Here is a 23,709-nt window from a genome sequence, read left to right on the forward strand (position 1 = left end):
CTAGAACCGGAAGCTCGCGCGCACGCCGTAGCGGCGGCGGTCGCCCTGAATGGCGAGGTTCGACGCCAGCGGCGCGAGCCCGGCCCGCACCAGCGCCGACTTGTCGATATAGCTTTCGATGAACTTGGTGTTGAACAGGTTCGTGCCGAACGCGGTGACGGTCAGGCCGCTCGAGAAACGGAAGCCGAGCGACGCATTGGTGATCGCATAGGCCGATAGTTTCGGCGCTACATTGGGGTCGAGCGAGGAGCCGATGCGGCTGCCCTTCCCGAAGATTCCGGCATCGAGCAACACCGCATTGGCACCGATCGGCACGGTGTAGGTCGTATTGAAGTTAAAATTATAGTCGGGCGTGAAGATGATCCGGTCGCTCGATACGTGGACGCCGGTGGTCGCGAAATACTGGCTGTCGTCGGTGATGCGGGCATGGAGATAGGACGCGCCGGCATCGATCCGCCACTGGTTCGTCACGCGAAGATGTGCCTCAACTTCGGCGCCGTAGCTTTCGACGGTGCCGGTGTTGAGGTTGATCGCGACGAATCCCCCGCTGGTGTTGGGCGCCAGCGAATTCTGGCCGATAAAGTCCTTGTAGTCATTATAGAACACGTCGGCGTTGATCGTCAGGCGACGGTCGAACGCGTCGAACTTGGTGCCGAGTTCGTAGGTCCAGACATTGTCGCCCTTGTAGGTCGCATCCTCCGGCCGCGTACCCGGACCGTTCTGGCCACCGCCGCGGATACCCTTGGCGACCGACGCGTAGCTCATTACCGCCGGCGTCCAGTGCTGAGTCAGCGTGACACGCGGCTGGAACTGGTCCTTCTTGTACTCGGGCGCGGTATAGGGCGTGGTGCCGTTGACCTGGCTCGCGACCAGCTTCTGGTGATCGTAGCGCCCACCGACCGCGAGATCGAGCGTGCCGACTTTCAGGAACGCGGTGGCGAAGATCGCGCGCGTGTCGTTGCGGACATAGGTCGACGACGGCGTGGTCGAGGCCGGCGCCGGGAAGGTCGGCCCCAGCAGCGCGCGGAAATCGATCGTCGTCAGCTGGTCGCTCGTCTGCGTGTAGCGGTTGCCGTACAGCCCGATCAACGTCGAGAACGCGTCGCTCCACTGCGTATCGAAGCGCAGTTCGGCGGTCTTGGTCTTCAAGGTCGAACCACCGCGGGTGCGGAGCAGGTCGACCGCGCTGAAATCACCGTCGTTGATTCCGGCGACATTCTTCTGGTTGTAGGCGCCGATCGCGGTGATCTTGGTTTTCAGCGAGGTGGCATCGAACTCACCCTTCACGTTCGCGCCGTAATAGTCGATTACCGCGCGGTTGAGGACATTAGTCGCGCCGTCGAGGCGGTAATCGGTCGGCCCGGCGACGTGGATATACGACGTGCTGCCGCCCGCGGTCCGGTCGTAATTGCCGTTGACCGTGAACACCGCCCAATCGGCCGGCGTGAAGCGCAGCGTGCCGCCGACACTCTGCTGCTTCAGCGGGTTCATGTCGCCGATCGTCAGCGTGTTGCGCATGAAGCCGTCCTGCTCGTGGTAGGACGCGCCGATCCGGAACTGCAGCAGGTCGCGTACGATCGGCCCGCTGACAGAGCCCGAGACCGACGCGTAATTGTCCGTGCCGGCGACCGCGGCGTCGAACCGCCCTTCCCACTCGTTACCAGGCTGGCGCGTGATGACGTTGATCGCGCCGCCCAGCGTGTTGTTGCCGAACAGCGTCCCCTGCGGCCCACGCAGCACTTCGATCCGCGCGACGTCGACGATTGGCGAGTTGAGGTAGGACGTGTTCGGCTGATAGACGCCGTCGATGAAGATACCGACGCCCGGCTGTACCGTATCGATCAGTGTCGTGCCGATGCCGCGGATCGACACGAACGCGCGACCGACGCTGTCCGAGTTGATGTTGAGGCCGGGGGTGTAGGACGCGATGTCCTTCACCGTGTTGACCTGCAGTTCCTTCAGCCGATCGCCGGTGATCGCGGTGACTGCAATCGGCACGTCTTTCAGCGACTCCTGGCGCTGGCGGGCGGTGACGACGATGTCATCGGAGCTGACGGGCGTTGCGGTCTTGGCCGTATCGGCGGCGTCCTGCGTCGCCGATACGGCAGCGTCCTGAGCGAAGGCTGGCACGGTCGTGAAGGCGGCGGCGGCGCATCCTGCGGCGAGCAATGTCTTAAAGCGCATTGGATCCTCATCCCTGTAGAGCGCCGATCCATTGCCGGCTACTTCTACAGTCAGAGCTATCCGATAGCTTACCTATATGAAAGGTCTCGCGCTATGCCGTCCGGCTCGCGGGCTTCGCCAATCGGTGCGTTACCAACAGCTATAGCCGCCGTCGGCGAGTACGATGCTGCCGGTCATCAGGCTCGCCGCATCCGACGCCAGGAATGCAACGATCGACGCGACTTCTTCGGGTTCGCCGAGACGGCCCTGCGGCGTGCCGTCGATCCAGCGCTTGTACATTTCACCTTCACGGTCCGCGAAGCTGTTGAGAACGGTGTTGATGTAGGTCGGCGCGACCGCGTTGACGCGGACGCCGCGTGGTGCCCATTCGGCAGCGAGGCTCCTGGTCAGCTGATGCACTGCGGCCTTCGATGCGTTGTAATAGCTTTGTGGTTGCGGCCGGTTGACGATAAATCCGCTCATCGACCCGACATTGACGATCGCGCCCCTCCCCGCCGCCAGCATGTGCCGGCCAAAGGCGCGCGCGCACCAGAAGGTGCCGTTGAGATTGACGTCGAGTACGTTCAGCCAATGCTCGTCGGCGACGTCTTCCGCTGGGGTTTCACTGCGCGCGATGCCGGCATTGTTGACGAGGATGTCGATCGCCCCGAGCTGATCGGCGACCGTGGTGACGCGTGCCGAGTCGGTCACGTCCATCGCGATGCCGTCGACCGCATAGCCCTTGTCCGCGAGCGCCGCCTGTCCGGCCACAATCGCCGCCTCGTCGCGGTCGGCGATCGTCACGTGCGCCCCCATCTCCGCCAGCGCTTCGGCACAGGCCAGGCCGATCCCCGCCGCGCCACCCGTCACGAGAGCACGGCGGCCGGTCAGCTTCAGTCTTTCGAGATACATCGGCGGTCCTCAGGGCAGGAAGGGTGCGGCCGGCATGACGGGCTCGTGTCGCGCCTCCTGTCGGACAAGCGAATAGACCTGCCGTGTCTCGGCATCGAATTCGACCCAAGGCAGGCGGCCATCGGTCGCGAAGCGGATCCACAGTGCGTGCATCCGTTCGGCAAGATCCTGCGGCGGATTGGGTCCGCACAGACCCTGCTCGCCGGTCGCACACGCCAGGGTGTCGAACACGAACGGCAGCTCCATACCGTGCGAGGCGCCAAGCTCGCCGCCGAACATCGGCGAACGCCAGTCGAACTCGTACATGTGCGTGCGCCCCTTGTGCGCTTCCGCAAACCGCCGCGCGGGCCAGCGAAAGACGAGATCGTTCATCGCTTCGGTCAGCGCCTGCCCCGGCTTCTTGCCCTTCGTCCCGATCCCGTACGCCTTCAGCACTTGCCGCGCACGGGGTTGGGATTTGTGGAGGACATAGGTGGCAAGCAACCGTCCGATCTTGTCGCGCACGCCGGTGGGGACGAGATACAGGTTCATTTCCTCGGCATTGGTGCCGATCAGCAGGTCGACCTCCGCGCCCGCGCCGTTCGCCAGCGCATCGAGCGGACGTTGTGGCAACACGTCGTCGCCGTGGACGGGGACGAAGCGGCTGATCCCGAACACCGGTTCATGGCCCGCCTCGTCGCGCAGATCGATCCGCGCGGTCGGTGCGGATACTGCCTCGACCGCGTCGATCAGCGCGTCATACGGCACGCTGCCGAAGCCAGTCGCATCGGGGGTAATCTTCAGGATCTTCGCGAGCTTCTTCACCAAGCGCTGCATCACCGGGACCGAGCGCGTCATCCCGCCATGGCCGCTCTGGACGATCGCGCGCCGGAACAATCCCTTGGCGAGCGGCGAGGCGATCAGGTCGGCGATCGCCATGGCACCCGCGGACTCACCGAACACCGTGACGTTGCCCGGATCGCCGCCGAACGCGGTGATGCCGTCCCGTACCCATGTCAGCGCCGCGATCATATCGCGCAGACCAAGGTTAGTCGGCACGCCCGGGATCGGCAGGAAGCCGTCCACGCCCATCCGGTAATTGATTGCGACGCAGATCACGCCGTCTCGCGCGAACGTGCTGCCGTCCTGCACCGGCGCATCCTTGCTGCCGATGACGAACCCGCCGCCGTGGATGAACACCATCACCGGCAGGCCAGTCCGGTGGTCATCGGGCCGCCAGATATTCGCCGTCAGATAGTCGTCGCCCGGCGCCCAGCCTTCACCAATCAGCGGCACGGTATCGAGGCCTGGGAACGCCTTGGTCCGCTGCGGCGCGTTGGGGCCGGCCGCCGTTGCGTCGCGCACGCCTTGCCACGGCACGACCGGTTGTGGCGGCGCGAAGCGGTTGGCGCCCACCGGCGCCGCGGCGTAGGGTATACCGAGGAACCGCCGCACGTCGTCCGCGGCACTCCCCTGCACGATACCGGCGGCGGTCGAGACGATGGGTTGGCTCACGATGTTCTCTCCTCCCGATCCGCAACCGCGGTCGGAGGACAAAGGTAGCAGTCCGGCAACGCACGTCGCGAACTCACGTTATGCGCATCGTTGCTTTTATCGTGCAGTCCGGTGGGCCGACAAGCGCCCCCGTTACCAGGCCCCAGTCCCGGTCGCGCACTGCTGGTATTCGGCGATGCGCCGTCGGGTCGCGGGCGATGTCGTCTCCGGCAGGTCGCCCAGCGTGAACCAGCCGGCCTGTTCGATCTCCCGCAGGTCAGCTCGAGCGAGCACACCGCTGGCCGCGGTTCGCACGACGAAGATGACGATATGGTCGTCCTTGCCCTCCCCGCGGCTGTGATAGACGCCGAGCACCCGCTCGATCACCGGGTCAGCGATCGCCACTTCCTCGGCAAGCTCGCGCATCAGCGCGGCGGCGATACTCTCGCCCTTCTTCACGCCGCCGCCGGGGAGATACCAGTGGTCGTCATAGGTGTGCCGCACCAGCGCGACCCGCCCGTCCCGGTCCAGCAATAGCGCGCGAACACCGATCGTGCGCGGCTTGCCGATCCGCCATACGAGGCTCGCTATCCTGCCGATCAATCGATGACGCACACCCACGCTTCTATCCCTCTGCGTTTGTCGACTCGTCCCAAAGTACCCGGGAACTTGGTTTACGCCCGATGCCGTTGGGAGGCACAACCAAGCAGCGGACGGGCACAGCGAATGGTTTTGTAGCTCGCTCCGAATGCGGTCAGATTGAAATGGCTTCTCCGACATCCTGATCACGGGAGCAATCCGCACCGACTTCAACCAGTGGCAGGGCCCATGACGCGACTTCAACGTGCGAACAACATTTCCGATCTGCGCCTGATGGCACGCAAACGGCTGCCGCGACCGATCTTCGACTATATCGACGGCGGCGCCGACGACGAAGTGTCGCTGCGCCGAAACGTCAGCGCATTTTCGAACTACGAGCTGGTGCCGGACGTCCTGAACGACGTCTCGGAAATCCGGACCGGCACGACGCTCTTCGGACAGCCATCGCGCTGGCCGCTGATGCTGGCGCCGACAGGGCTTACCCGAATGTTCCACGGCCATGCCGAACTCGCCGTAGCGCGCGCGGCCGCACGCCACGGCATCCTCTACAGCCTGTCGACAATGGGAACGACGCGGCTGGAAGACCTTGCCCAGGCCTTCGCCGGACCGAAGGTTTTCCAGATCTATATTTTCAAGGACCGCGGCCTTACCGCAGAGTTCGTCGCTCGCTGCCGGGACGCAGGCTTCCACGGACTGGCGTTGACGGTCGACACACCTGTAGCCGGCAACCGCGAGCGAGACAGGCGCAGCGGACTGTCCCTGCCGCCCAAGCTGACACTGAAGTCGTTGCTGAGCTTCGCGCGTCATCCCTCATGGTCGCTGCCCGCGCTGACGGGGTCCAAATTCGATCTCGCGAACGTCAGCCACAAGATCGACGCGCTCGCGTCGGGGCCGATGAGCCTGTTCGATTATATCGGCGGCCAGTTCGATAGGTCGGTCGGTTGGCGCGATGTCGAATGGCTCGCCCGCGAGTGGAACGGGCCGCTCGCGATCAAGGGCGTGATGACGCCCGAGGACGCGCGACGTTCGATCGCGTCGGGCGCGACCGGCGTGATGGTATCAAACCATGGCGGCCGCCAACTCGACGGAGCGCCTGCACCGATCGACCAGATCGCGGCAGTGCGCGACACCGTTGGCGATGCGCCGGATGTGATCTGCGACGGCGGCATTCGGCGTGGCTCGGACATCGTGAAGGCGCTCGCACTGGGGGCGACCGCCTGTTCGATCGGGCGCCCTTATCTGTACGGCCTAGCGGCAGGCGGAGAGGCAGGCGTCAACCGCGCGCTGACGCTGCTGACCGAGGAGTTCGAGCGCACGATGACCCTAGCCGGCGTAAACGATCTCGCGACCCTTTCCCGCCGCCATGTTCGAGTTCGGGTAAACTCGCGCAATCCGGCGTAGCATTTTGAGAATACGTCGGAAATATCCGAGCCGACTGAAAATTTGGTCTATGCCGCGTCGGTCTAGAAGCTAGAACCGATTAATTAACAACATTGCACCGACAGCTCACGACTATGAACAGCCGTTCCGCAATCGCCCTGTCTCACCGTATGAGCGAACGTCAGCTTTCGCCACTTGAGCGCTTGAAAGCGGCTGTTCCGTTTTTCTTCCCACTCCGGTCATTCTGTTTTCGCCCACAATTGGGCGTGCCAGTTATCGCTTGGCACTCCCGCGATCTTTCGAGCGCCAATTGAAACTCGAAATTGGGCCTGTCGCTCTTCTCGAAAAGATCGACCAGGGACCGGGTATGTAATCTGCCGTCAACCCGGCGAGAGGCGCACGCGGCGTCGGTGCGGGCGCTTGGTGGAAGATCAAGCGTCCCTGTCCGCCCAAGCGCACAGGCGGCAAGTACACCGCTGTCATGCCCTGCGTCGGTGAATGCATCGCCTATTGAGACACGCAGGAAGCAAGCAGTAACATTAACAACGCGGCGATGGTTATTGCGTACTTCTTGCTAAGTTTAGACGTTCCATGGCTTAGCTGAACCATTTAGTCGGCTTCTACGGCTCTCACCCAGCCATAACAGCAGCAGATCGACTGACGTTTCTGCATGGGCTCGCGGGCCTATAATCCTTTTACGGCCGGCAGGAACTATAAGCAGTCGCTCAAGTGGCGCTCATCGCCTCCCGAAACCTGCCGCTCGTTCAGTGGCGATTTTTGGGATCTCTGTTCAGGTCGCAAACGGCTAGGCAGGCTTCAGGCGAGCCACGAGACTTCGCTGCTTTTGCGTGATAAGCTTAGTCTTGGACTGCCGTTGCTCAGTGCCCAGTGCCTGTCCAATACCCTCGACCCAAGAATCTATAATTCCTCAGAACATTGGAAGACCTCGAGACAGTCCTGCGACGAAGCTGTACAGCGATACCACCTGACCGGCAGGGCAAACTAACTTTCAGGGAAACGAACATGAGCATGCCATCGGCTGCTTCGCCCCTGTCGATCGTCATCGATCGCGATCGACCTGTTCCAATCGCCGAACAGATAACGATAAATTTGCGCGAAGCGATCGTCGAGGGGCGGCTGGAGCCTGGCGCCCGGCTGCCATCATGGCTCGACATGGCGACTCAGCTTGGCGTCGCCCGAGGTACCGTCAGGACGGCGTACGAACGGCTGATCGATGAGTCGCTCGTGATATCCTCTGGCGCCGCCGGAACGCGTGTCGCGGAAAAACCGATTACCCTGCCTGCCGCGGTTCATGTCGACATTCCGCGCCCGATGCAGGGGATCGAGCGCGGCTTCTATCTGAAGCCGCTCCCCTTCCAGATGGGCGTACCGGCCCAGGACGCTTTCCCGGCGAAACTCTGGTCACGGATGCGGACGAAGGCGGTGCGCGACGATGCGATGGCACCGGTTGGCCCTCCCGATCCGCGCGGCCATCCCGATCTTCGCGCGCAGATCGCAAGCTATCTGGCGATCGCGCGCGGTATTCTGTGCTTGCCCGACCAGATCATTCTGACAAGCGGCTACAAGAATGGCCTGAGCCTCGCGATTTTGACGTTGCAGGCACAAGGCCGCACCGCCTGGATGGAAGATCCGGGATTTCCGATGGCGCGGCGGGCGCTGGAACTCACCGGCATGTAGGTCGCCCGCGGGGTCGAGATCGCCCCCGACGCGGCGATCGCGGTGGTGACGGCGGGGCAGCAGGCGCCGACCGGAGTCGCCCTGTCGCCACGGCGCCGGCGGGAGCTCGTGGCGTGGGCAGTGCGCGAAGACGGCTGGATCATCGAGGATGATTACCTGAGCGAACTCCAGTTGTCGGGACGCGCAGTGCCGGCGTTCGCGGGGACCGATCCGAACGGCCGGGTGATCCATGTCGGCAGCTTTGGCAAGACGCTCAGCCCGGCGCTCGGCCTCGGGTTCGTCGTCGCGCCGCTGTCGCTCGCCGAGCGGTTTGGCGAGGTCGCAGCCTTCCTCAATCCCGCGCCGAATGCCACGACCCAACTCGCGCTGGCGGCCTTTCTCGTCGAGGGTCTGCTCATCTGTTCCCCGGGGTATAACGGCTCGGGCTCGATCCTGCTCAAGAACGCCCTTGAATGGGGATCTCAGCCGACCTTCGGCACCGGCGGCCTTGCCCCTTTCCGCGACAAGATCGCAGCGATCATGTCCGTTACCGAAGACGTCGAGAGCGGCGCGATCGCGCTGCAGCACCTTCGCACGATTCTCCAGCACATGGGTGTGATCGTGATGCCCGATGCACTCGTGTTCGCCGATGACGCGTTTGCCGCGGATCCGCTTCGCGATGCTTCGGTCGTGCCCCGCGTCCAGCGACAAGTGCGATTGCTGATCGATGCGTTGCTTGCGCAGCAGCATGGGACTGTGCGGACCCGGCCCCTTCGATGACCGCGAGAGCCCCGCGCATCGCCGCTTAGAGCATATCGGCCTTGCTCAGGCCAAGGCCGCCGCCTTGATGCACGATCGCCGCGCTGAGCAGGCTGTTCGCGATGTTCCGGGCGCGCTCGATCACGTGACCCCGTGCCGCCTCGGTTCCGATTTCGCCGAGCGTCTCCTCGAACAGCATGAGCCAATGGGCGAACTCGGCACGCCCGAGATCGGGAATGACGACGTGCTTGAGCATCGGATTTCCAGCGAATTCGCCCGAGCTGAACAGTATGGAACGCCAGAAGTGGTTCATTTGTACGAGATGCGGCGTCCAGTCGGCCACATGCGCGGCAAAGATCGGTCCGAGGACGTCGTCTAGCCGCACCTTGGCGTAGAACCGCTCGATCATTCGCGCGACAAAGGCCTCGTCGATACCGAGCGCCTCCGCATTTCGCCGCTTCGCGTCCCGTGCGGCTGTTGCATGCTGGGTTCCCGTCATGACTGGGTTTCCTTAAACGCGCCTGCACCGAACGACACGCTAATCGCGGGATCGTACCGGCGCGGCTTCAACATTGGCGATCTTCCATGAACCACCGGCGAGCGGCCGCAAATTATTGCCGCTCGCCGAACGATACCGGGTACGCCTCGGTGCGGGTCGCGAGCATCGGGTCGGCGGCAGCGATTCCGTCCGGCATCCGCCCCGGGAGGAATGTCAGCGCACGGTCGGCTTCGGCGGTGTTCGCAGCCAGCATTGCGATCGTGATCGTGCCCAGCTTTACCAGTTTCCGGCGCGACGGCCACGCGATCGACGGATCGTCAAGCAGGTCCCCGCGCTCGCTGAGCTGCGCATACCAGTCGAAGCGGACCGGCCCGTCCTTGACGCGTTTGGCGATCTCAGGCTGCAGATAGTCAGGCGCCGGGTCCGCCCCGGTACCGAAATAATGCTCGCCCGCGGCGGGGACGAAGCGATAGCGCACCGGTCGCGCACGTCCATTGCGGTCGGTGAAAGTCACTGCATTGACCCCGAAATACGCCGTCGTCGCGTAACTCAGCGGCGCCGGGTGCTGCGTCGTCAGGAACGTCTTGGCATCTGGATGTGTGGCAAGAAACCCGTCGAGCGGCGTCGGTGTGGCAACCCCGGGACCACTCGTGCCGATCGCACGCAGCAGCGCGCCGAACTCCGTTGCGGTCCGGGTCGGGAACCCGTCGAAATTGTGCGTGACGATGTCGAGTGAAGGAGCGGCAGGCGACCCGAACTTTATCGCCATGCCACGTGGGTTGGCGCCGGGGTCATTGTCGGCAATGTTTGGAAAACCGGTAAAGTTCGAAAAGCGCACGATGACCGGCGTAGCATGCTCGAACAACGGCGCCCGGCTCAGCGATCGCGCGGCTCTCGTGGGCTCGAACCGCCCCTCGAGAATGATACCCTTGGTGTGCACGGCGCGCGCGTGATGCTCGCCAAATGCGGTATGGAGATCCTCGACCAGGTCTCGCCCCGTTTCGACAGGCTTATCCTGTGCGGTCGCGGTCGCGTTCGCGGTCGCGGTGAGCAATAGCACCGTTGAAGCAGCCGAACGGAGGATGTTGCTGAGCGCTCTCGTGCAAAAGGAGCGTGACTGCGACGCCGCCAGGGTTTGGCTATTGACCTTCGACATGAGCAAATTCCCCTTCGCCTTACATCGGCGATGAGCCCTGAGTAGACTGCGTTTCCAAAACCGACAGGCCCAAGAACCAGCAAAACGACCGTACCATCGCCGATCGACGTCATTACCCACAGTCGGATTTACCGCTTCCTTCTCATCAGACCAACTTTAGGCGCTCGTTCATCTCCGCGACATTCTAAATTTGACACCAAGCTACCCGATTATGGATCGACATACCCTGGTTGTATTTCACCGATAGAGAGTCCTTGGCGGGCAAGACCCCATTTAAGACGTTCGCACACCATTTTCTGTTTTCGACTTCGCGCGCTCGTTCACGCCTGCATCAAAACTACTATGTAGCCGGCGCGGAAGCCCGAACCCTTGGCGGATATCAAATCCTACCTTTGTTGTGTATTGGCTCATCTCGCCCCCCCGCCCGGGCCCCAGGATCAACAGAGCCATCCCCGTACCACGCTGATACAGGTTCGGTGCAAACTGACCATCTAAGCTGTTCGAAAGGCTGACTGTATTCGCTAGGGCACGGTCAGTTTCATGGCGGGCAGCCTCAGCCCGGCGTGAGGCCTGTGGCGAAACGGGGACGAACGATGGCGAACGCAGCACCGATAACGGTCGATGGCAACCTGAACGACTGGACCGCCGGCGACCGCATCGATCGCGGGCTCGGCACCGGATACGCGATCTATGCGCGCAGCGACGGCGCAGACTTCGCCTTCGCGATCACCGCCCCCACCGCGATCGGCGCGAACACCACCGCGTGGCTCAACACCGATCGCAACGCGACCACCGGCTACCAGGTGTTCGGGTTTGCCGGTGGCGCCGAGTACAACGTCAACTTCGCGGCCGACGGCACGGTGTCGCTCTACAGCGGCGCGGCGGGGCAGACCCTGGTCGCGAGCGGCCTTCAGGCGGCTTGGTCGGCGGATCGGACCACCGTCGAGTTCAAGGTGCCAAAGGCGGCGATCGGCAATCCGCAGGCGATCGACACGATCTACGACGTCAACGACACCGCGTTCCTGCCCGGCAATTATTCGAACCCCGCCTTCACCGTCTTCAACGACACCGGCATCGTCGCCGATCCGTCGCACCGGATCGCGATCGTCTGGTCCGATTCGACCGCCAACGCCTATTTCAGCAAGACCGCCTATTCGCAGCTGTTCATGGCCGCGCAGTCCCAGGCGATGCAGGCCGGCGTGCCGTTCGACATCCTGACCGAGGGCGACCTGACCAGCCTGGCGACGCTCGCCAAATACGACACGATCGTCTTCCCGTCGTTCCGCAACGTCGAGGCGAGCAAGGCAGACCTGATCGCGCAGACGCTGGAGCAGGCGACCAAGCAGTTCGGCATCGGCCTGGTCGCGGCCGGCGAGTTCATGACCAACGGCGCGGACAACACCGCGCTCGCCGGCGATTCCTATGTGCGGATGAAGCTGTTGTTCGACGCCACGCGCGTGACCGGTGGCTTCCCCGCCGACGTGACGGTCAAGGCGAGCGACGCGTCGCATCTCGTGCTCGACGGCTATAGCGATGGTCAGGTCGTCCGCCAGTATAGCGGTGTCGGCTGGAACGCTTTCACGAGCGTCAGCGGCACGGGCACGACGATCGCCACCGAGACGGTCAACGGCCAGACCTATTCGGCGGCGATCGCGACGCAGACCGGCGGGCGCAACGTGCTGTTCTCGAGCGAAGCGGTGATGGCCGACGACAACCTGCTGCAGAAGGCGATCGATTACTCGGTCCACGGCGATACGCTGTCGGTCGGATTGCAGATGACCCGCCAGGCCGGGCTGTTCGCGTCGCGCGTCGACATGGACCAGAGCAAGCAGATCGAGGAGGTCAATCCGGCCGGCACCACGCCCGGGATCTACGACAAGCTGCTGCCGATCCTGACCGAGTGGAAGACCGCGTATAATTTCGTCGGCAGCTATTACGTCAATATCGGCAACGATCCGGCCAAGGGCGAGGCGACCGACTGGGCGGTGTCGCTGCCGGTCTACAAGGCGTTGCTCGATGCCGGCAACGAGATCGGCACGCACAGCTACACGCATCCGATGGACACCAACCTGCTGACCGATGCGCAGATCGCGTTCGAGTTCGGCCAGTCGCGGACCGAGCTGGAAAAGCAGCTCAGCGCGTATCTCGGCAAAACCGTGACGGTCGGTGGTGCCGCGGTGCCGGGTGCGCCCGAGCAGATCGCGACCAGCCAGGAAATCCTGAAATACGTGACGTATCTCAGCGGTGGCTATTCGGGCGTCGGCGCGGGCTATCCCAACGCGATCGGCTATATGACGCCGCAGAACGCCGCCGACGACAAGGTCTATCTGGCGCCGAACACGTCGTTCGACTTCTCGCTGATCGAGTTCCAGAAGAAGACCGTCGCCGAGGCCAGCGCGACCTGGGCGAAGGAATTCGGCGCGCTGACCGCGAATGCCGATGCGCCCGTCATCGTGTGGCCGTGGCATGACTATGGCCCGACGATGTGGGCCAGCGACGGCGCCACCAGCCTGTACACCAAGCAGATGTTCACCACCTTCATCGCGCAGGCTGCCGCCGCCGGTGTAGAGTTCGTCACGCTCGCCGATCTCGCAGGCCGGGTCAGCGCTTTCCAGAATGCGACGATCACCTCGACCGTGGTCGGCAACACGATCACCGCGACGGTCGGCGCGACCACCGGCACCTTCTCGCTCGACGTCGACGGCCAGAGCAACGGCCAGGTGATCAAGGGCGTCGCCAACTGGTACGCGTATGACGCGGACACGGTGTTCCTGCCCAAGGCGGGCGGCACCTATGCGATAACGATGGGCGCGGTTGCCGACGACGTGACGCACATCACCGCGCTGCCGATGCGCGCGACGCTGACGACGCTGAGCGGCGACGGCCGTGACTTGGCGTTCACCGTCGAGGGTGAGGGCAAGGTGACCGTCGACCTCAAAGCGCCGGGCACCGACTGGACGACGCTGAGCGGTGGCAAGATCACGAGCCAGATCGGCGAGATCCTGACGATCGACCTCGGCGCGATCGGCGTCCACGACGTCAAGATCGGCCATCAGGCCAATGTGGACCCCGTGCTGACCTCGTTCGGCGGCGGCACCACGGGCGCGCTGTCGATCGCTGAGAACGGCACCGCGCTGACCACGATCACCGCGACCGACGCGAACATCGTCTGGGGCGATTCGATCAAATACTCGATCGGTGCAGGCGGTGATGGCGCCAATTTCTCGATCGACGCGACCACTGGCGTGCTGAAGTTCGTCACCGCGCCCGATTACGAGGCACCGACCGACCTCAACCGCGACAATATCTACGGCGTGACAGTCGTTGCGACCGACGCACGCGGCGCGATCGAGACGCAGACGCTGACGATCGGGGTGACCGACATCGTCGGGATGACCAAGACCGGCACGATGTTCGCCGACACGATCAACGGCACCGGCGAGCAGGACGTGCTCGATGGCGGCTGGGGCAACGACGTGCTCAACGGGCTCGGGGGCAACGACAAGCTGACCGGCGGGCTCGGCAACGACACGCTCAACGGCGGCGCAGGCAACGACACGCTGATCGGTGGCGATGGCAAGGATATCCTCAACGGTGGCGACGGCAATGACATCCTGATGGGTGGCGACGACATGGACATCATGACCGGTGGCGCGGGCGCGGACATCTTCCGCTTCGAGGTGAAGGGCGACAGCCTGACGTCGTCGTCGCGCGACGTCATCACCGACTTCGTCGTCGGGCAGGACAAGATCGACCTGTCGATGATCGACGCCAACAGCTCGCTGTTCGCGCGGGGCGACCAGGCGTTCAGCTTCATCGGCACGACCGCGAAGTTTTCCGCGCCGGGCCAGCTCCGCTACAGCTACCAGATGATCGGCGGCAAGGAATTCACCGTCGTCGAAGGCAATACCGACAGCGGTTCGGCCGCCGATTTCTCGATCGCGCTGACCGGCCATCATGTCCTGACTGCGAACGATTTCTTCATGTAGTTCGCGACATAGGCCGGCAGTGTTATGGCGGGCATAGGCTTCCAATTAGCGAAAACCGCGCGTGAGGGCGGCGTCGGCGGGATCGTCGGCGCCGCTGCATTCGGTGCGGTAATCAGCGCCGGACCGTGGCTGATCACCGCGGTCGCGATGGCGATGCTCAACCACTGGTCGGGCGCGCATCTCGGCGCCGATGGCGCGCGGACCGTGCAGACGATCCTGGTCTACGCGTTCAGCCTGTCCGCGCTCGCCGCCGCGCCGGTCGGCATCCTGGCGACGCGGATGGTCGCGGATCGCATTTTCGCACGCGATGCCGGCGGCGTGTCGGGGATCATGCTGGTCGCGCTCGCGGTCGGCGGCGCGATCGCACTGGGCGTCGGCGCGGTCGTGTACGGCATGCTCGCGCGGCTTCCCCGCGGCGAGGCGGCGCTTGCGACGCTGATCCTCGCGTGGCTGACGCAGGTCTGGATCGCCGCACCGCTACTCACCGCGCTGCGCCGTTACCGCGCGATCCCCCTCGCCTATCTGCTCGGGATCGGTTTCGCGACACTGCTGTTGGCACTGTTACCCAAGCTCGACGTCGTCACCGTGCTCGCCATCATCGCCGGCGGCATCGGCCTGACGTTGGCGGCGATGATGGTGGTGATCCGCCGGCATTTCTCCGCCCCGCCCGTCCTGCCGACGCGCGATGCGATGACGCCGCGGCTCGCCTGGATCGTCGCTGCGGCGGGGGTCGCCGGGGTCGCGGCGATCTGGATCGACAAATGGTTGTTATGGCTGGGCCCCGACAGCCTCCGCGCGGTCGGCCTGTTGCGGCTCAATCCGATCAACGACCAGGGCAGCTTTCTCGGGCTGCTGACGATGGTGCCCGGCCTCACGCTGCTGCTGATCGTGACCGAGACGCGCTTCGATCGCGCGTTCGGCGACCTGATCGTGCGGTGTACCGGCACCTCTACGCTGCAACGGATCGAGGAGGCGCGCAGCGAGCTCGCGCGGACGATGTTCGACGGGCTGCGGATCATGCTGCTGGTGCAGGCGCTGGTCGCGGCACTCGCCTGGGTGTTCGCGGTGCCGCTGTTCGACCTGATCGGGGCGGACGCGCGCGCGATCTTCGCGTTTCGCCAGACCTCGCTCGGTACGGTCTTCCACCTCGTGGTGATCGCCGCGACCGTCGTGCTCGCCTATTACGATCTGTTCGGCCGGATCCTGCTGACCTGGAGCGCCTTCGCGGTCGGCAGTGCCATCGCGACACTGCTGCAATGGCATGCGGGGTTTGCCGCGTTCGGCTGGGGCTATATGGCGGGTGCGGTGGTCGGAGCGTCGGTCGGCATCGCGCTGGTCGCCGAAGCCACGGTGAGCCTCACCTATCTGCTGTTCGTCGGCAACAATCCCTCGGTCGTGGGGCACGGAGGGCGTCTGTTATGACGGGATCTGATGATATGGCACGCCGGACGATCCTGCGGCGGGTGCTCGCGATGGGAGCGATCGGGCTGACGATCGGCGCGCGATCGCGGTCGCAGGCAACACCGAAACCGTCCCCGGACACGGCGCTACGCTGGGGCATCGATTACGGCGCCACCACCGATCCCGCGCTGGCGCGGGCGTGCGCGCTGCTGGTGCTCGAGCCGCATCATGCCCGGCCGATCGCACCACTGCGAGGCCCCGGCAGCATTCTGCTCGGCTATGTCAGCTTCGGCGAGGTCGAGCGCAGCCGGCCGTATTTCGCCGCGCTCGACAAGGCCGGCGCGCTCAACGCCGCTAATCCCAACTGGCCCGACGCGCGGCTCGCCGACCTGCGCCACCCGGCATGGCGTGCGGCGGTGCTCGACCGCCTCGTCCCCGCGATCCTGGCGCTCGGCTATGACGGAATCTTCATCGATACGATGGATAACGCCGAAGCGATGGAACGGCAGGATCCGGTCGCCAACACGGGCATGGTGGCGGCAGGCGCGACGCTGATCGCCGCCGTGCGCGCGCGCTTTCCCAAAATCCGCATCATGCTCAACCGCGGCTACGCGCTGCTGCCCGACGTCGCGCCGAAGATCGACTATCTGCTTGGCGAGGCGATGGCGTCGCGGTGGAATTTCGCTGCCAAACGCTATGAATTGCTCAGTGAGTCGGACTGGGCGTGGCAAGCGGGTCGCCTGCGCGCCGCGCGAGCCCGGAACCCGGCACTGGCGTTGATGACGCTCGATTACTGGAATCCTGCCGATACGACGCAGATCGCGGCGCTATATGCGCGTGAGCGCGCGGCGGGGTTCAGCCCCTATGTTGCGACGCTCGCGCTCGACCGCCTGATGCCGGAACCGACCGGATGAGGATCGACCGCCGACGCGGACGGCTCGCGATCGTCCTGCCCGCGCTGGCGGGGCTTGGCCTGCTCGCGGGCGGGTTGATGCTGCTACCGAACGCGCGCGAGATCCGTCATGCCGAGCGCCGTGCGCAACCGGTGTCGACGCCGGTGCCGGCGAGTTCGATGCCGGCCGCCCCGGTATCACCACCGGTGCTGCCGCCCCTTCACCCGACGATCGCGGCGCAGATCGCGACCGCCGACGCGGCGGCACTCGCAGCGCTCACCATACGGCTGATCGCGGAGGGTCAGCCGGTGTCGACGCTGCAGGTCGCCTATGATCTGGTCGCGGCGAAGAGACCGGCGGTGGCGCTCGACTATCTCGCGGCGCGGCCCGATGGCGCTACCGCCGCGACGTGGCGGTTGCGTGTCGACCTTCTTCGCCGAGCCGGGCGGACCGCGGATGCAGCCGTGCTCGTCACGCAGGCGACGCAGAAGCGCGGACCGGTGGCGGCTGAGGATATCGTCGCGGCGGCCTATGCGATCGATCGGCCCGACCTCGTGATCGCGGCGGCGGCGAACCATGTGATCCCGCCGCCCGATGCCACGCTGTCGCTCGATCTCGCGCGCCGCGCCGACACGGCCGGCCGCGGCGACCTGATCGCGCTGCTGGACAAGGCGACGGCCGCGAACTGGCGGGCGGCGGATCCCTGGCTGGCGATCCGCGTGGCGGCGCGTGCGAACGATACCGCGGCAGGGTTGCGGGCGGCCGACTATCTCCCGGTCGCGCAGCGTCCGGCCGCGCGCGAGGAAATCATGACCAAGGCGGGCGACCGCGAGGGTCTGCGGACCGAATTGCTGGCCCGTGCTGCGGCGCCGGGCGCACAGCCCGAGCGGGAAGCGGAACGCTTGCTGGCGGCGGGTTATCGCGCCGATGCGATCGCCGTCCTGCGCCGGGCGGCGACCGGGATGCCACCCACCGCGCCGGTAGCGCAGCGCTTGCTGTACCTGATGGGCCCACGACCTGGGTCCGAGGATCTCTCCTGGCTGAAGCAACAAGCGCTGCAGGGCACCGCGAGCCAGCAGCGCGGCTGGCTCGCCCGCTATGCCGAGCGGGACCGGCCGGGCGAGGCGCTGGCGTTCGTGTCGCGGCACCCGCTCGCGAGCCAGACCGACATGCTGCTGATCCGGCTGTCGCTGGCCCGCGCGGCGGGCAATGATGCCGCCGGTCGCACGCTGGTGACGTCGCTGCTCGACGGGCGCGCACTCGATCCGGCGCAGCTCGGCGCGCTGTCGGCCGCCGCCCCCGCACGGATCGATCCGACGCAAGCGGCAGCAATCGCGAAACGCCGCGTCGCGGCCGGGGTCGCGGCCCCCCGTGATCAGCTGGACCTCGCCTGGACCGCGTGGAATGCGGGCGATGCCAAGGGCGCGGCGGCAGGGCTCGACGAACATCTGGCGACCGCGCCGACCGACCTTCCGGCGCTGCGGCTGATGGCCGACGTGCAGGCGCGGCTCGGCGGCGAGCGGGCGGCCCGCCCCTGGCTGGACCGCGCGCTCGCCCAGACTCCGGCCGACAGCAAGGCACGCGTGGAGATCCTGGAAAAGCTCGGGCGTCGGTCTGAGGCGGTAGTGTTGGTCGAAACACTGCGGTCGGAGATGCCGCGTGACCGATCGCTCGCCGCGCTGCACGCCCGCCTGCTCATCGCGCAGGGCCAGCCGGGCCGGGCGCGGGCGGTGTTGGCGCAATGATCGCGCTGTTGCTCTGCCTGACGGATGCACCCGTGCTGACCGTTCCCCGTACCGTCTTCGCGGACAGCCGGATCGTCGCGCCCGAGACCAGGCTCGCCTGGCCCGGCGCGGCCGTGGTCCGGATCGAGGACCGCGACGGCGAGCTGGTCGCGCGGTTCGACCAGCCGATCAAGTCCGACCGGATCGCCGCGTTCCGTGACGCGGCAGGCGATGCGATCGGCGATCTGCGCTGGAACGACGACAGCCTCGTGCTGCGTCCCGCCGCCGGGTGGACGATGACGTGGCGGCAGACGGGACCGGTGGTCGCGCTGGCCTTCTCACCGCCCGCCTCGAGCGAACCGCTGGCCGACAGCACCGACGACATCGCCTCCGATGCCGCGCTGGCCGCGATCGAGGCGGACGCCGCGGCGGGCTATCCGGGGCCGGCACGACGCGCCGCGACAGCCTTGGCGAAACGCTATCCGACCGATCGCCGCGCCGCGCGCATGCTCGCCGACACGCGGCTCGCAGACGGCGACGTGCGCGGGGCGGCGCGCGAGTACCGCGCACTCGCGGCCGACGACCTGACCGCACGGCGCGCGATCGCCGCCGCACCCGGGACGGCGAGCATCGGCGTCACCGCGCGCGACGGCAGCGATCTGTCGCAGGCGGAGTTTGGGGCACGGATCGACGCCGCGGTCGGCGATACGCTGGTCGCCGGTGGCGGCCTTCGCCATGTCGTCAGCCGCGTCGGCACCGATGCGCCGACCATCCACAGCGGCGAGACCATCCTCGACGCCTCGCTGGCCGCCGCGTTCGACGGCGCCGTCCGCGTCCAGCTGCTCGCCTCCGCGGCGCTCGACGACGGCGTTACCGGCGGTGGTGCCAAGGCAGCCGCGGGATCCGCCGATGCGCAGTTTCGCGCGACGCTGACCCGGCACATGCCCGACTACTCGACCCCGGCGCAGGTGCTGGCCGGCGGATATCTCTCACGCGCACTGATCGGCGTTACCTACCGCCTGACACCCGGCCTGCTGGGGCAGGCGGATATCGGCGCGAACCGGTATGGGCTCGCCGGCAGCAACGGCGCAAGCGACACCATCGTCGCGAGCGGCGGGGTGGATTATCTCATCCGTCGCCAGTTCCCCGCACTTGGCCTGACCTATCGGTTCGAGGCCGAATATGTTCAACGCCAACAGCTGGGCGTGAACGGGCTCCCGCTCATTCCGCTCGCCACCCGCGAGAACCATACCGTCCAGGGCCTGATGAGCGGCGCGGTCGGTGCCGTCCAGATGACCGCGCTGGCAGGGTGGACGATCGACCGGTTCGGCGGCGACGGCCCGACCGCCAGCCTGGGCATAACCGCGCCGATCGCGGTGGCCTGGCGGGTCGAGGGCAGCGGCGGCATCACCTCGATCGCGCGCCCCGGCTTTTCGGGACGCCAACTCTACGCGCGGGCACTGCTGACACGCAGCCTTGGGGATACGCAGTGACGCACGACCACCATGACCGACCGTTGCAGACCCGGTGGCGACGCCCCGCGCGCATCGCGGTGGAGATCGCGATCGCCTTTGCCGCGCTGGCCGCGCTCGACTGGTGGCTGACCGGCGGCACCGGCTTTGCGCGTGTCCAGCCGAACCCCTATTGGCTCCCTGTGCTTGTGATGGCGCTCGCCTACGGCACCGGCCCCGGCGTTCTAGCCGCCGCGATCGCATCGGGACTGTGGCTCGCCCATGTTCACGACAATCCGGGCGAGCGCGACTATCTCGACCACCTGTTCCATTTGTCGCTCCAGCCATTGATGTGGTTCGTCGTTGCCGGGGTCATCGGCGAAGTGACGATCATCCGCACCGGGCGTCACGATCGGCTCGAGACGCGCGGCCGTGTCGCGACGCGTAATCTCGCGCGACTGACCGACGCCTTTGCAACACTGTCGCAGACCAATCGCCAGTTGCAGGTCCAGATCGCAACCGAAGCGCATACCGTCGGTCATGCGATCGAGACCGCCGCGCGGCTGTGTTCGCCGGACCCCACCGAACGGCGCGGTGCGATCGCCGAGCTGATCGCGCTTGCCGCGCGGACCCCCGACTTCACCTGCTACCGCGTCACCGGCGACGAGGCACGCGCCTGGCTTCGCGGGCCGGTCACTGCGGGACGACGCGACGTCCTGCCCGCCGCGCTCATGGAGCGGATCGAACGGCATAAGCGGGTCCTGCATGTCGCCAAGCGCAGCGATCGCCACGTGCTCGACGGTATCGGCGTTGCCGCCATCGCCTTGCCCGATCGGAAGACCGGTGAGGTCGTCGGATGCCTGGTCCTCCATACGCTGCCCTTCGAGGCGCTGAACGCCAGCCGTACCGCCGAACTCGCCGAGATCACCACGTGGCTGACGCCCCTGCTCGCGGCTATGCCGAACTCGACACGGCCGTCGGTGCGATCCGCCGGGCTGGTCGCATGATCCTCCGCCTGATCGCGCTGGCGATCGTCGAACTGCTGATCCTGACGGCGTGCCAGATATTTGGGGTCGCGGTCGGCTGGGGCCTCGCTGCGCACGCCGTGGTGAGCGCGTTCGGGTTCGGCGTGTGGCTTCGCGGTGGCACTGCGACCGGCTTTGCGGCGGCGATGCTTGGTGTGCTCGGGCCGTTCGGACTGCTCGTCGCGCTCCTCCTCGCCGGGTCGCTTGGGCGTTTATCGCGGTCCACGACGCAGCGGAGCGACGACGCCATGTTCGGCCCGGTTGCCAGCGGGTCCGCGCAGCGCGGCGCGCGTCTCGCGGTTGCGCGGATGCTCGATGGGCGGGTGCATCATGCGACCCCCGACACGCTGAGTTCGCTGGTGACGATCATGCGGCACGGTGCGGTCGCCGAGCGACGGCGGGCGCTGGAGACTGTGGTGCGATCGTTCGAGCCGGCGCTGTCGCCGCTCATCGCGCTGGCGCTTACCGACGGCGACCAGACGATCCGCGCGCTGGCCGCCGCCGCGTCGTCGCGGGTCGCGGAAAACTTGGTGCTGGCGCGCGCGCGGCTGTCGGCGCGGGTTGCCGAGGGCATCGATCCGGATGCCGCGCTAAGCCTGGCCACGCTGCTCGGGGATCATGCCCGCTCGGACGTGCTGCTGTCCGATTCGCAACGCCGTCACCTCCGCGAAGACGCGGTCGCGACGATGGTTGCTTCGGTAGCGTCCGGGGCAGATGATCCGCGATCGGAAACGCGCGACGCGTTGATGATCGAGGCACTGTGGGCTGCCGGCGATTATGACGGGATCGACCGGATGGCGACCACGATCGAGGCATCGTCGGAGCAGGACGACGCTCCCGTCGACGGTAGCGACCGCGGCGCGACGACGCTGGCGACATGGTGGCTGACGGGAGCCGCGGCGTGATCGCGCTGTCGGCCTTGGCCCCCGACCGGTCCAGGTCCGCGTCGCGCGACATCCCCGAGGCGGACATCTGCCTGATCGTCGAGGGTGCGTATCCCTATGTGATCGGCGGCGTGTCCGGCTGGCTGCAGGATCTGATCACGCATCTGCCCGACGTCCGGTTCGTGATCGTCGCGATCAAGCCCGGCGCGGATATGCTGCCGTTCCAGCTGACCCCGCCGCCCAACGTCGTCGGGATCGTCGAGATCGGCCTCGCGCCCGCGCCCGCCGTGCCGCGCGCGATCCCCGATCGGATCGCGGTGCCGATCGCCGATGCGCTGGTCGCGTTCGTTGCGACCGGCGGCGCGGAGCGGCTCGCCACGCTGATCGACCTGATCGGCGGCACCGCCCGGCCGCTCGCGCCCGGCGACATCCTGTCGCATCCAGCCGTCTTCGCGCGGCTCAGGCGGCATTACCAGGCGATGTTGCCCAAGGCGTCGTTCCACCATTATTTCTGGGCGATGCGCGTGCTGCTGGGCGGGCTGCTCGCGGTGCTGACCACGCCCCTGCCGCGCGCGAAGGCGTATCACACGATCTCGACCGGGTTCGCCGGGCTGCTGGCGGCCCGTGCCGCACGCGAGACCGGACGCCCGGCGTTCATCACCGAGCACGGCATCTACCTGCTCGAACGCCAGATCGAGGTGATGATGGCGGACTGGATTGGCGACCAGGTCGATACCGGGCTCGAACTCGAACGCAGCGTCCGCGATCTGCGCGACCTGTGGGTGCGCGCGTTCACCAGCTATGCGACAGCCTGTTACGACAGCTGCGATCCGATCGTCGCGCTGTACGGTGAGAACACCGCGGTCCAACGCCGCCTGGGCGCCGCCGCGGACCGGGTCCGCGTAATCCCCAACGGCATCGACTCGAAGCGGTTCGCAAGCCTCCCGGATCAGCGCGATCCGGCGCATCCGCTGGTCGCGCTGCTCGGCCGGGTGGTACCGATCAAGGATGTGAAGACGTACATCCGCGCCGCCGCGATCGCGCATGCCGAACGCCCCGACCTGCGCTTCGTCGTGCTCGGCCCCGAGGACGAGGACCCCGAATATGCTGCCGAATGTACCCGGCTGGTCGAGGATCTCGCGCTGGGTGTGGTGTTCCGCTTTGCCGGCCGCGTGCGGATCGAGGACTGGATGGCGAGGATCGACCTGCTCGTGCTGACCAGCCTGTCCGAAGCGCAGCCGCTGGTGATCCTCGAGGGCGGCGCGTGCGGCATCCCGGTGGTCGCGCCCGACGTCGGTAGCTGCCGCGAGATGATCGAGGGCCGCGGCGGCACGGACTCGGGACATGGCGGGATCGTCACGCCGCTGGTCAACCCGGCCGCGACCGCCGCGGGCATCCTGGCGATCGCCGGCGATCCCGCGCTGCGGACGGCCATGGGCGAGACGATGCGCGAACGGGTGCGGCGCGATTACGATCACGACACGATCATCGGCGCCTATGCCGCGTTATACGGGTCGCTGATGGCGGCATAGATGGCCGGCTCCGAACCCGGTTCACGAGCGCTCAAGCCGCATGATCCTCCCCCGCCAGGGGGAGGTGGCTGACACCTTTGCCAGACGGAGGGGGAGGAAACGATGACGAGCGGTCCGTGTCCGCCCCCTCCGTCGCCTTCGGCGCCACCTCCCCGTGGCGGGGGAGGATTGCGGGCATGCGGGGCCGGCGC

At 66.3% G+C, this 23,709-nt stretch carries 15 protein-coding genes and 1 pseudogene; 10 read left to right on the forward strand and 6 right to left on the reverse strand.

Annotation, left to right across the window (positions count from 1 at the left end; genetic code table 11):
• The 4 genes from U1763_RS18635 to U1763_RS18650 all read right to left on the reverse strand — a co-directional run bounded on the left by U1763_RS18635 (position 1) and on the right by U1763_RS18650 (position 5,169).
• A complete protein-coding gene (locus U1763_RS18635) occupies positions 1–2,184 on the reverse strand; it encodes a TonB-dependent receptor (RefSeq protein WP_332756422.1) in 2,184 nt (727 codons plus the stop codon).
• 129 nt (positions 2,185–2,313) lie between these two features.
• Positions 2,314–3,075 carry an SDR family NAD(P)-dependent oxidoreductase gene (locus U1763_RS18640; protein WP_332756423.1) on the reverse strand — a complete coding sequence of 254 codons (762 nt, stop codon included), beginning with the start codon at positions 3,073–3,075 and terminating at the stop codon, positions 2,314–2,316.
• A gap of 9 nt (positions 3,076–3,084) precedes the next feature.
• Positions 3,085–4,569 (reverse strand): carboxylesterase/lipase family protein, encoded by a 1,485-nt coding sequence (locus U1763_RS18645; RefSeq protein ID WP_332756424.1) that lies wholly within the window; start codon positions 4,567–4,569, stop codon positions 3,085–3,087.
• A 132-nt stretch (positions 4,570–4,701) separates the two neighbouring features.
• Entirely contained in the window at positions 4,702–5,169 is a 468-nt protein-coding gene (locus U1763_RS18650; protein ID WP_332756425.1) for an NUDIX domain-containing protein, read from the reverse strand.
• A 207-nt stretch (positions 5,170–5,376) separates the two neighbouring features.
• Here U1763_RS18650 and U1763_RS18655 point away from each other — a divergent pair, with 207 nt between their 5' ends.
• Both U1763_RS18655 and U1763_RS18660 read left to right on the forward strand, forming a co-directional pair.
• A complete protein-coding gene (locus U1763_RS18655) occupies positions 5,377–6,549 on the forward strand; it encodes an alpha-hydroxy acid oxidase (protein WP_332756426.1) in 1,173 nt (390 codons plus the stop codon).
• A gap of 1,008 nt (positions 6,550–7,557) precedes the next feature.
• Positions 7,558–8,985, forward strand: a pseudogene (locus U1763_RS18660) (aminotransferase class I/II-fold pyridoxal phosphate-dependent enzyme).
• 25 nt (positions 8,986–9,010) lie between these two features.
• On the opposite strand, the gene U1763_RS18670 reads toward U1763_RS18660, so the two are convergent.
• Together U1763_RS18670 and U1763_RS18675 are read right to left on the reverse strand one after the other, a co-directional pair.
• A complete protein-coding gene (locus U1763_RS18670) occupies positions 9,011–9,463 on the reverse strand; it encodes a group III truncated hemoglobin (RefSeq protein WP_332756427.1) in 453 nt (150 codons plus the stop codon).
• Between the two features lie 112 nt (positions 9,464–9,575).
• The gene (locus U1763_RS18675; RefSeq protein ID WP_332756428.1) at positions 9,576–10,523 is read right to left on the reverse strand and encodes a catalase family peroxidase; all 948 of its coding nucleotides are present in this window, start codon (positions 10,521–10,523) and stop codon (positions 9,576–9,578) included.
• Positions 10,524–11,212: 689 nt separating this feature from the next.
• On the opposite strand from U1763_RS18675, the gene U1763_RS18680 reads away from it, so the two are divergent.
• Genes U1763_RS18680 through pelF form a run of 8 tightly spaced genes read left to right on the forward strand, consistent with a single transcriptional unit; the run spans position 11,213 to position 23,518 of the window.
• Positions 11,213–14,608, forward strand: coding sequence for a M10 family metallopeptidase C-terminal domain-containing protein (locus tag U1763_RS18680; protein ID WP_332756429.1), 3,396 nt, complete (start codon positions 11,213–11,215; stop codon positions 14,606–14,608).
• Positions 14,609–14,632: 24 nt separating this feature from the next.
• Positions 14,633–16,030 (forward strand): exopolysaccharide Pel transporter PelG, encoded by a 1,398-nt coding sequence (pelG, locus tag U1763_RS18685; RefSeq protein WP_332756430.1) that lies wholly within the window; start codon positions 14,633–14,635, stop codon positions 16,028–16,030.
• A gap of 14 nt (positions 16,031–16,044) precedes the next feature.
• Entirely contained in the window at positions 16,045–16,923 is an 879-nt protein-coding gene (locus U1763_RS18690; RefSeq protein WP_332756431.1) for a glycoside hydrolase family 191 protein, read from the forward strand.
• On the forward strand, positions 16,920–18,647 hold the full coding sequence (locus U1763_RS18695) for a hypothetical protein (protein ID WP_332756432.1): 1,728 nt from the start codon (positions 16,920–16,922) through the stop codon (positions 18,645–18,647). Before U1763_RS18690 ends, U1763_RS18695 begins: the two co-directional genes overlap by 4 nt.
• Positions 18,644–20,119 (forward strand): hypothetical protein, encoded by a 1,476-nt coding sequence (locus U1763_RS18700; protein WP_332756433.1) that lies wholly within the window; start codon positions 18,644–18,646, stop codon positions 20,117–20,119. Before U1763_RS18695 ends, U1763_RS18700 begins: the two co-directional genes overlap by 4 nt.
• The gene (locus tag U1763_RS18705) at positions 20,116–21,084 is read left to right on the forward strand and encodes a hypothetical protein (protein WP_332756434.1); all 969 of its coding nucleotides are present in this window, start codon (positions 20,116–20,118) and stop codon (positions 21,082–21,084) included. The genes U1763_RS18700 and U1763_RS18705 overlap by 4 nt, the downstream gene beginning before the upstream one ends.
• Positions 21,009–22,007, forward strand: a complete 999-nt coding sequence (locus tag U1763_RS18710; RefSeq protein WP_332756435.1) for a hypothetical protein — start codon at positions 21,009–21,011, stop codon at positions 22,005–22,007. The genes U1763_RS18705 and U1763_RS18710 overlap by 76 nt, the downstream gene beginning before the upstream one ends.
• Positions 21,980–23,518: a GT4 family glycosyltransferase PelF gene (gene pelF / locus U1763_RS18715; RefSeq protein WP_332756436.1), complete on the forward strand. Its 1,539-nt coding sequence runs from the start codon at positions 21,980–21,982 to the stop codon at positions 23,516–23,518. Before U1763_RS18710 ends, pelF begins: the two co-directional genes overlap by 28 nt.
• Positions 23,519–23,709: the final 191 nt, after the last annotated feature.

This window comes from Sphingomonas sorbitolis, from assembly GCF_036663875.1.
GTDB lineage: Bacteria > Pseudomonadota > Alphaproteobacteria > Sphingomonadales > Sphingomonadaceae > Sphingomonas.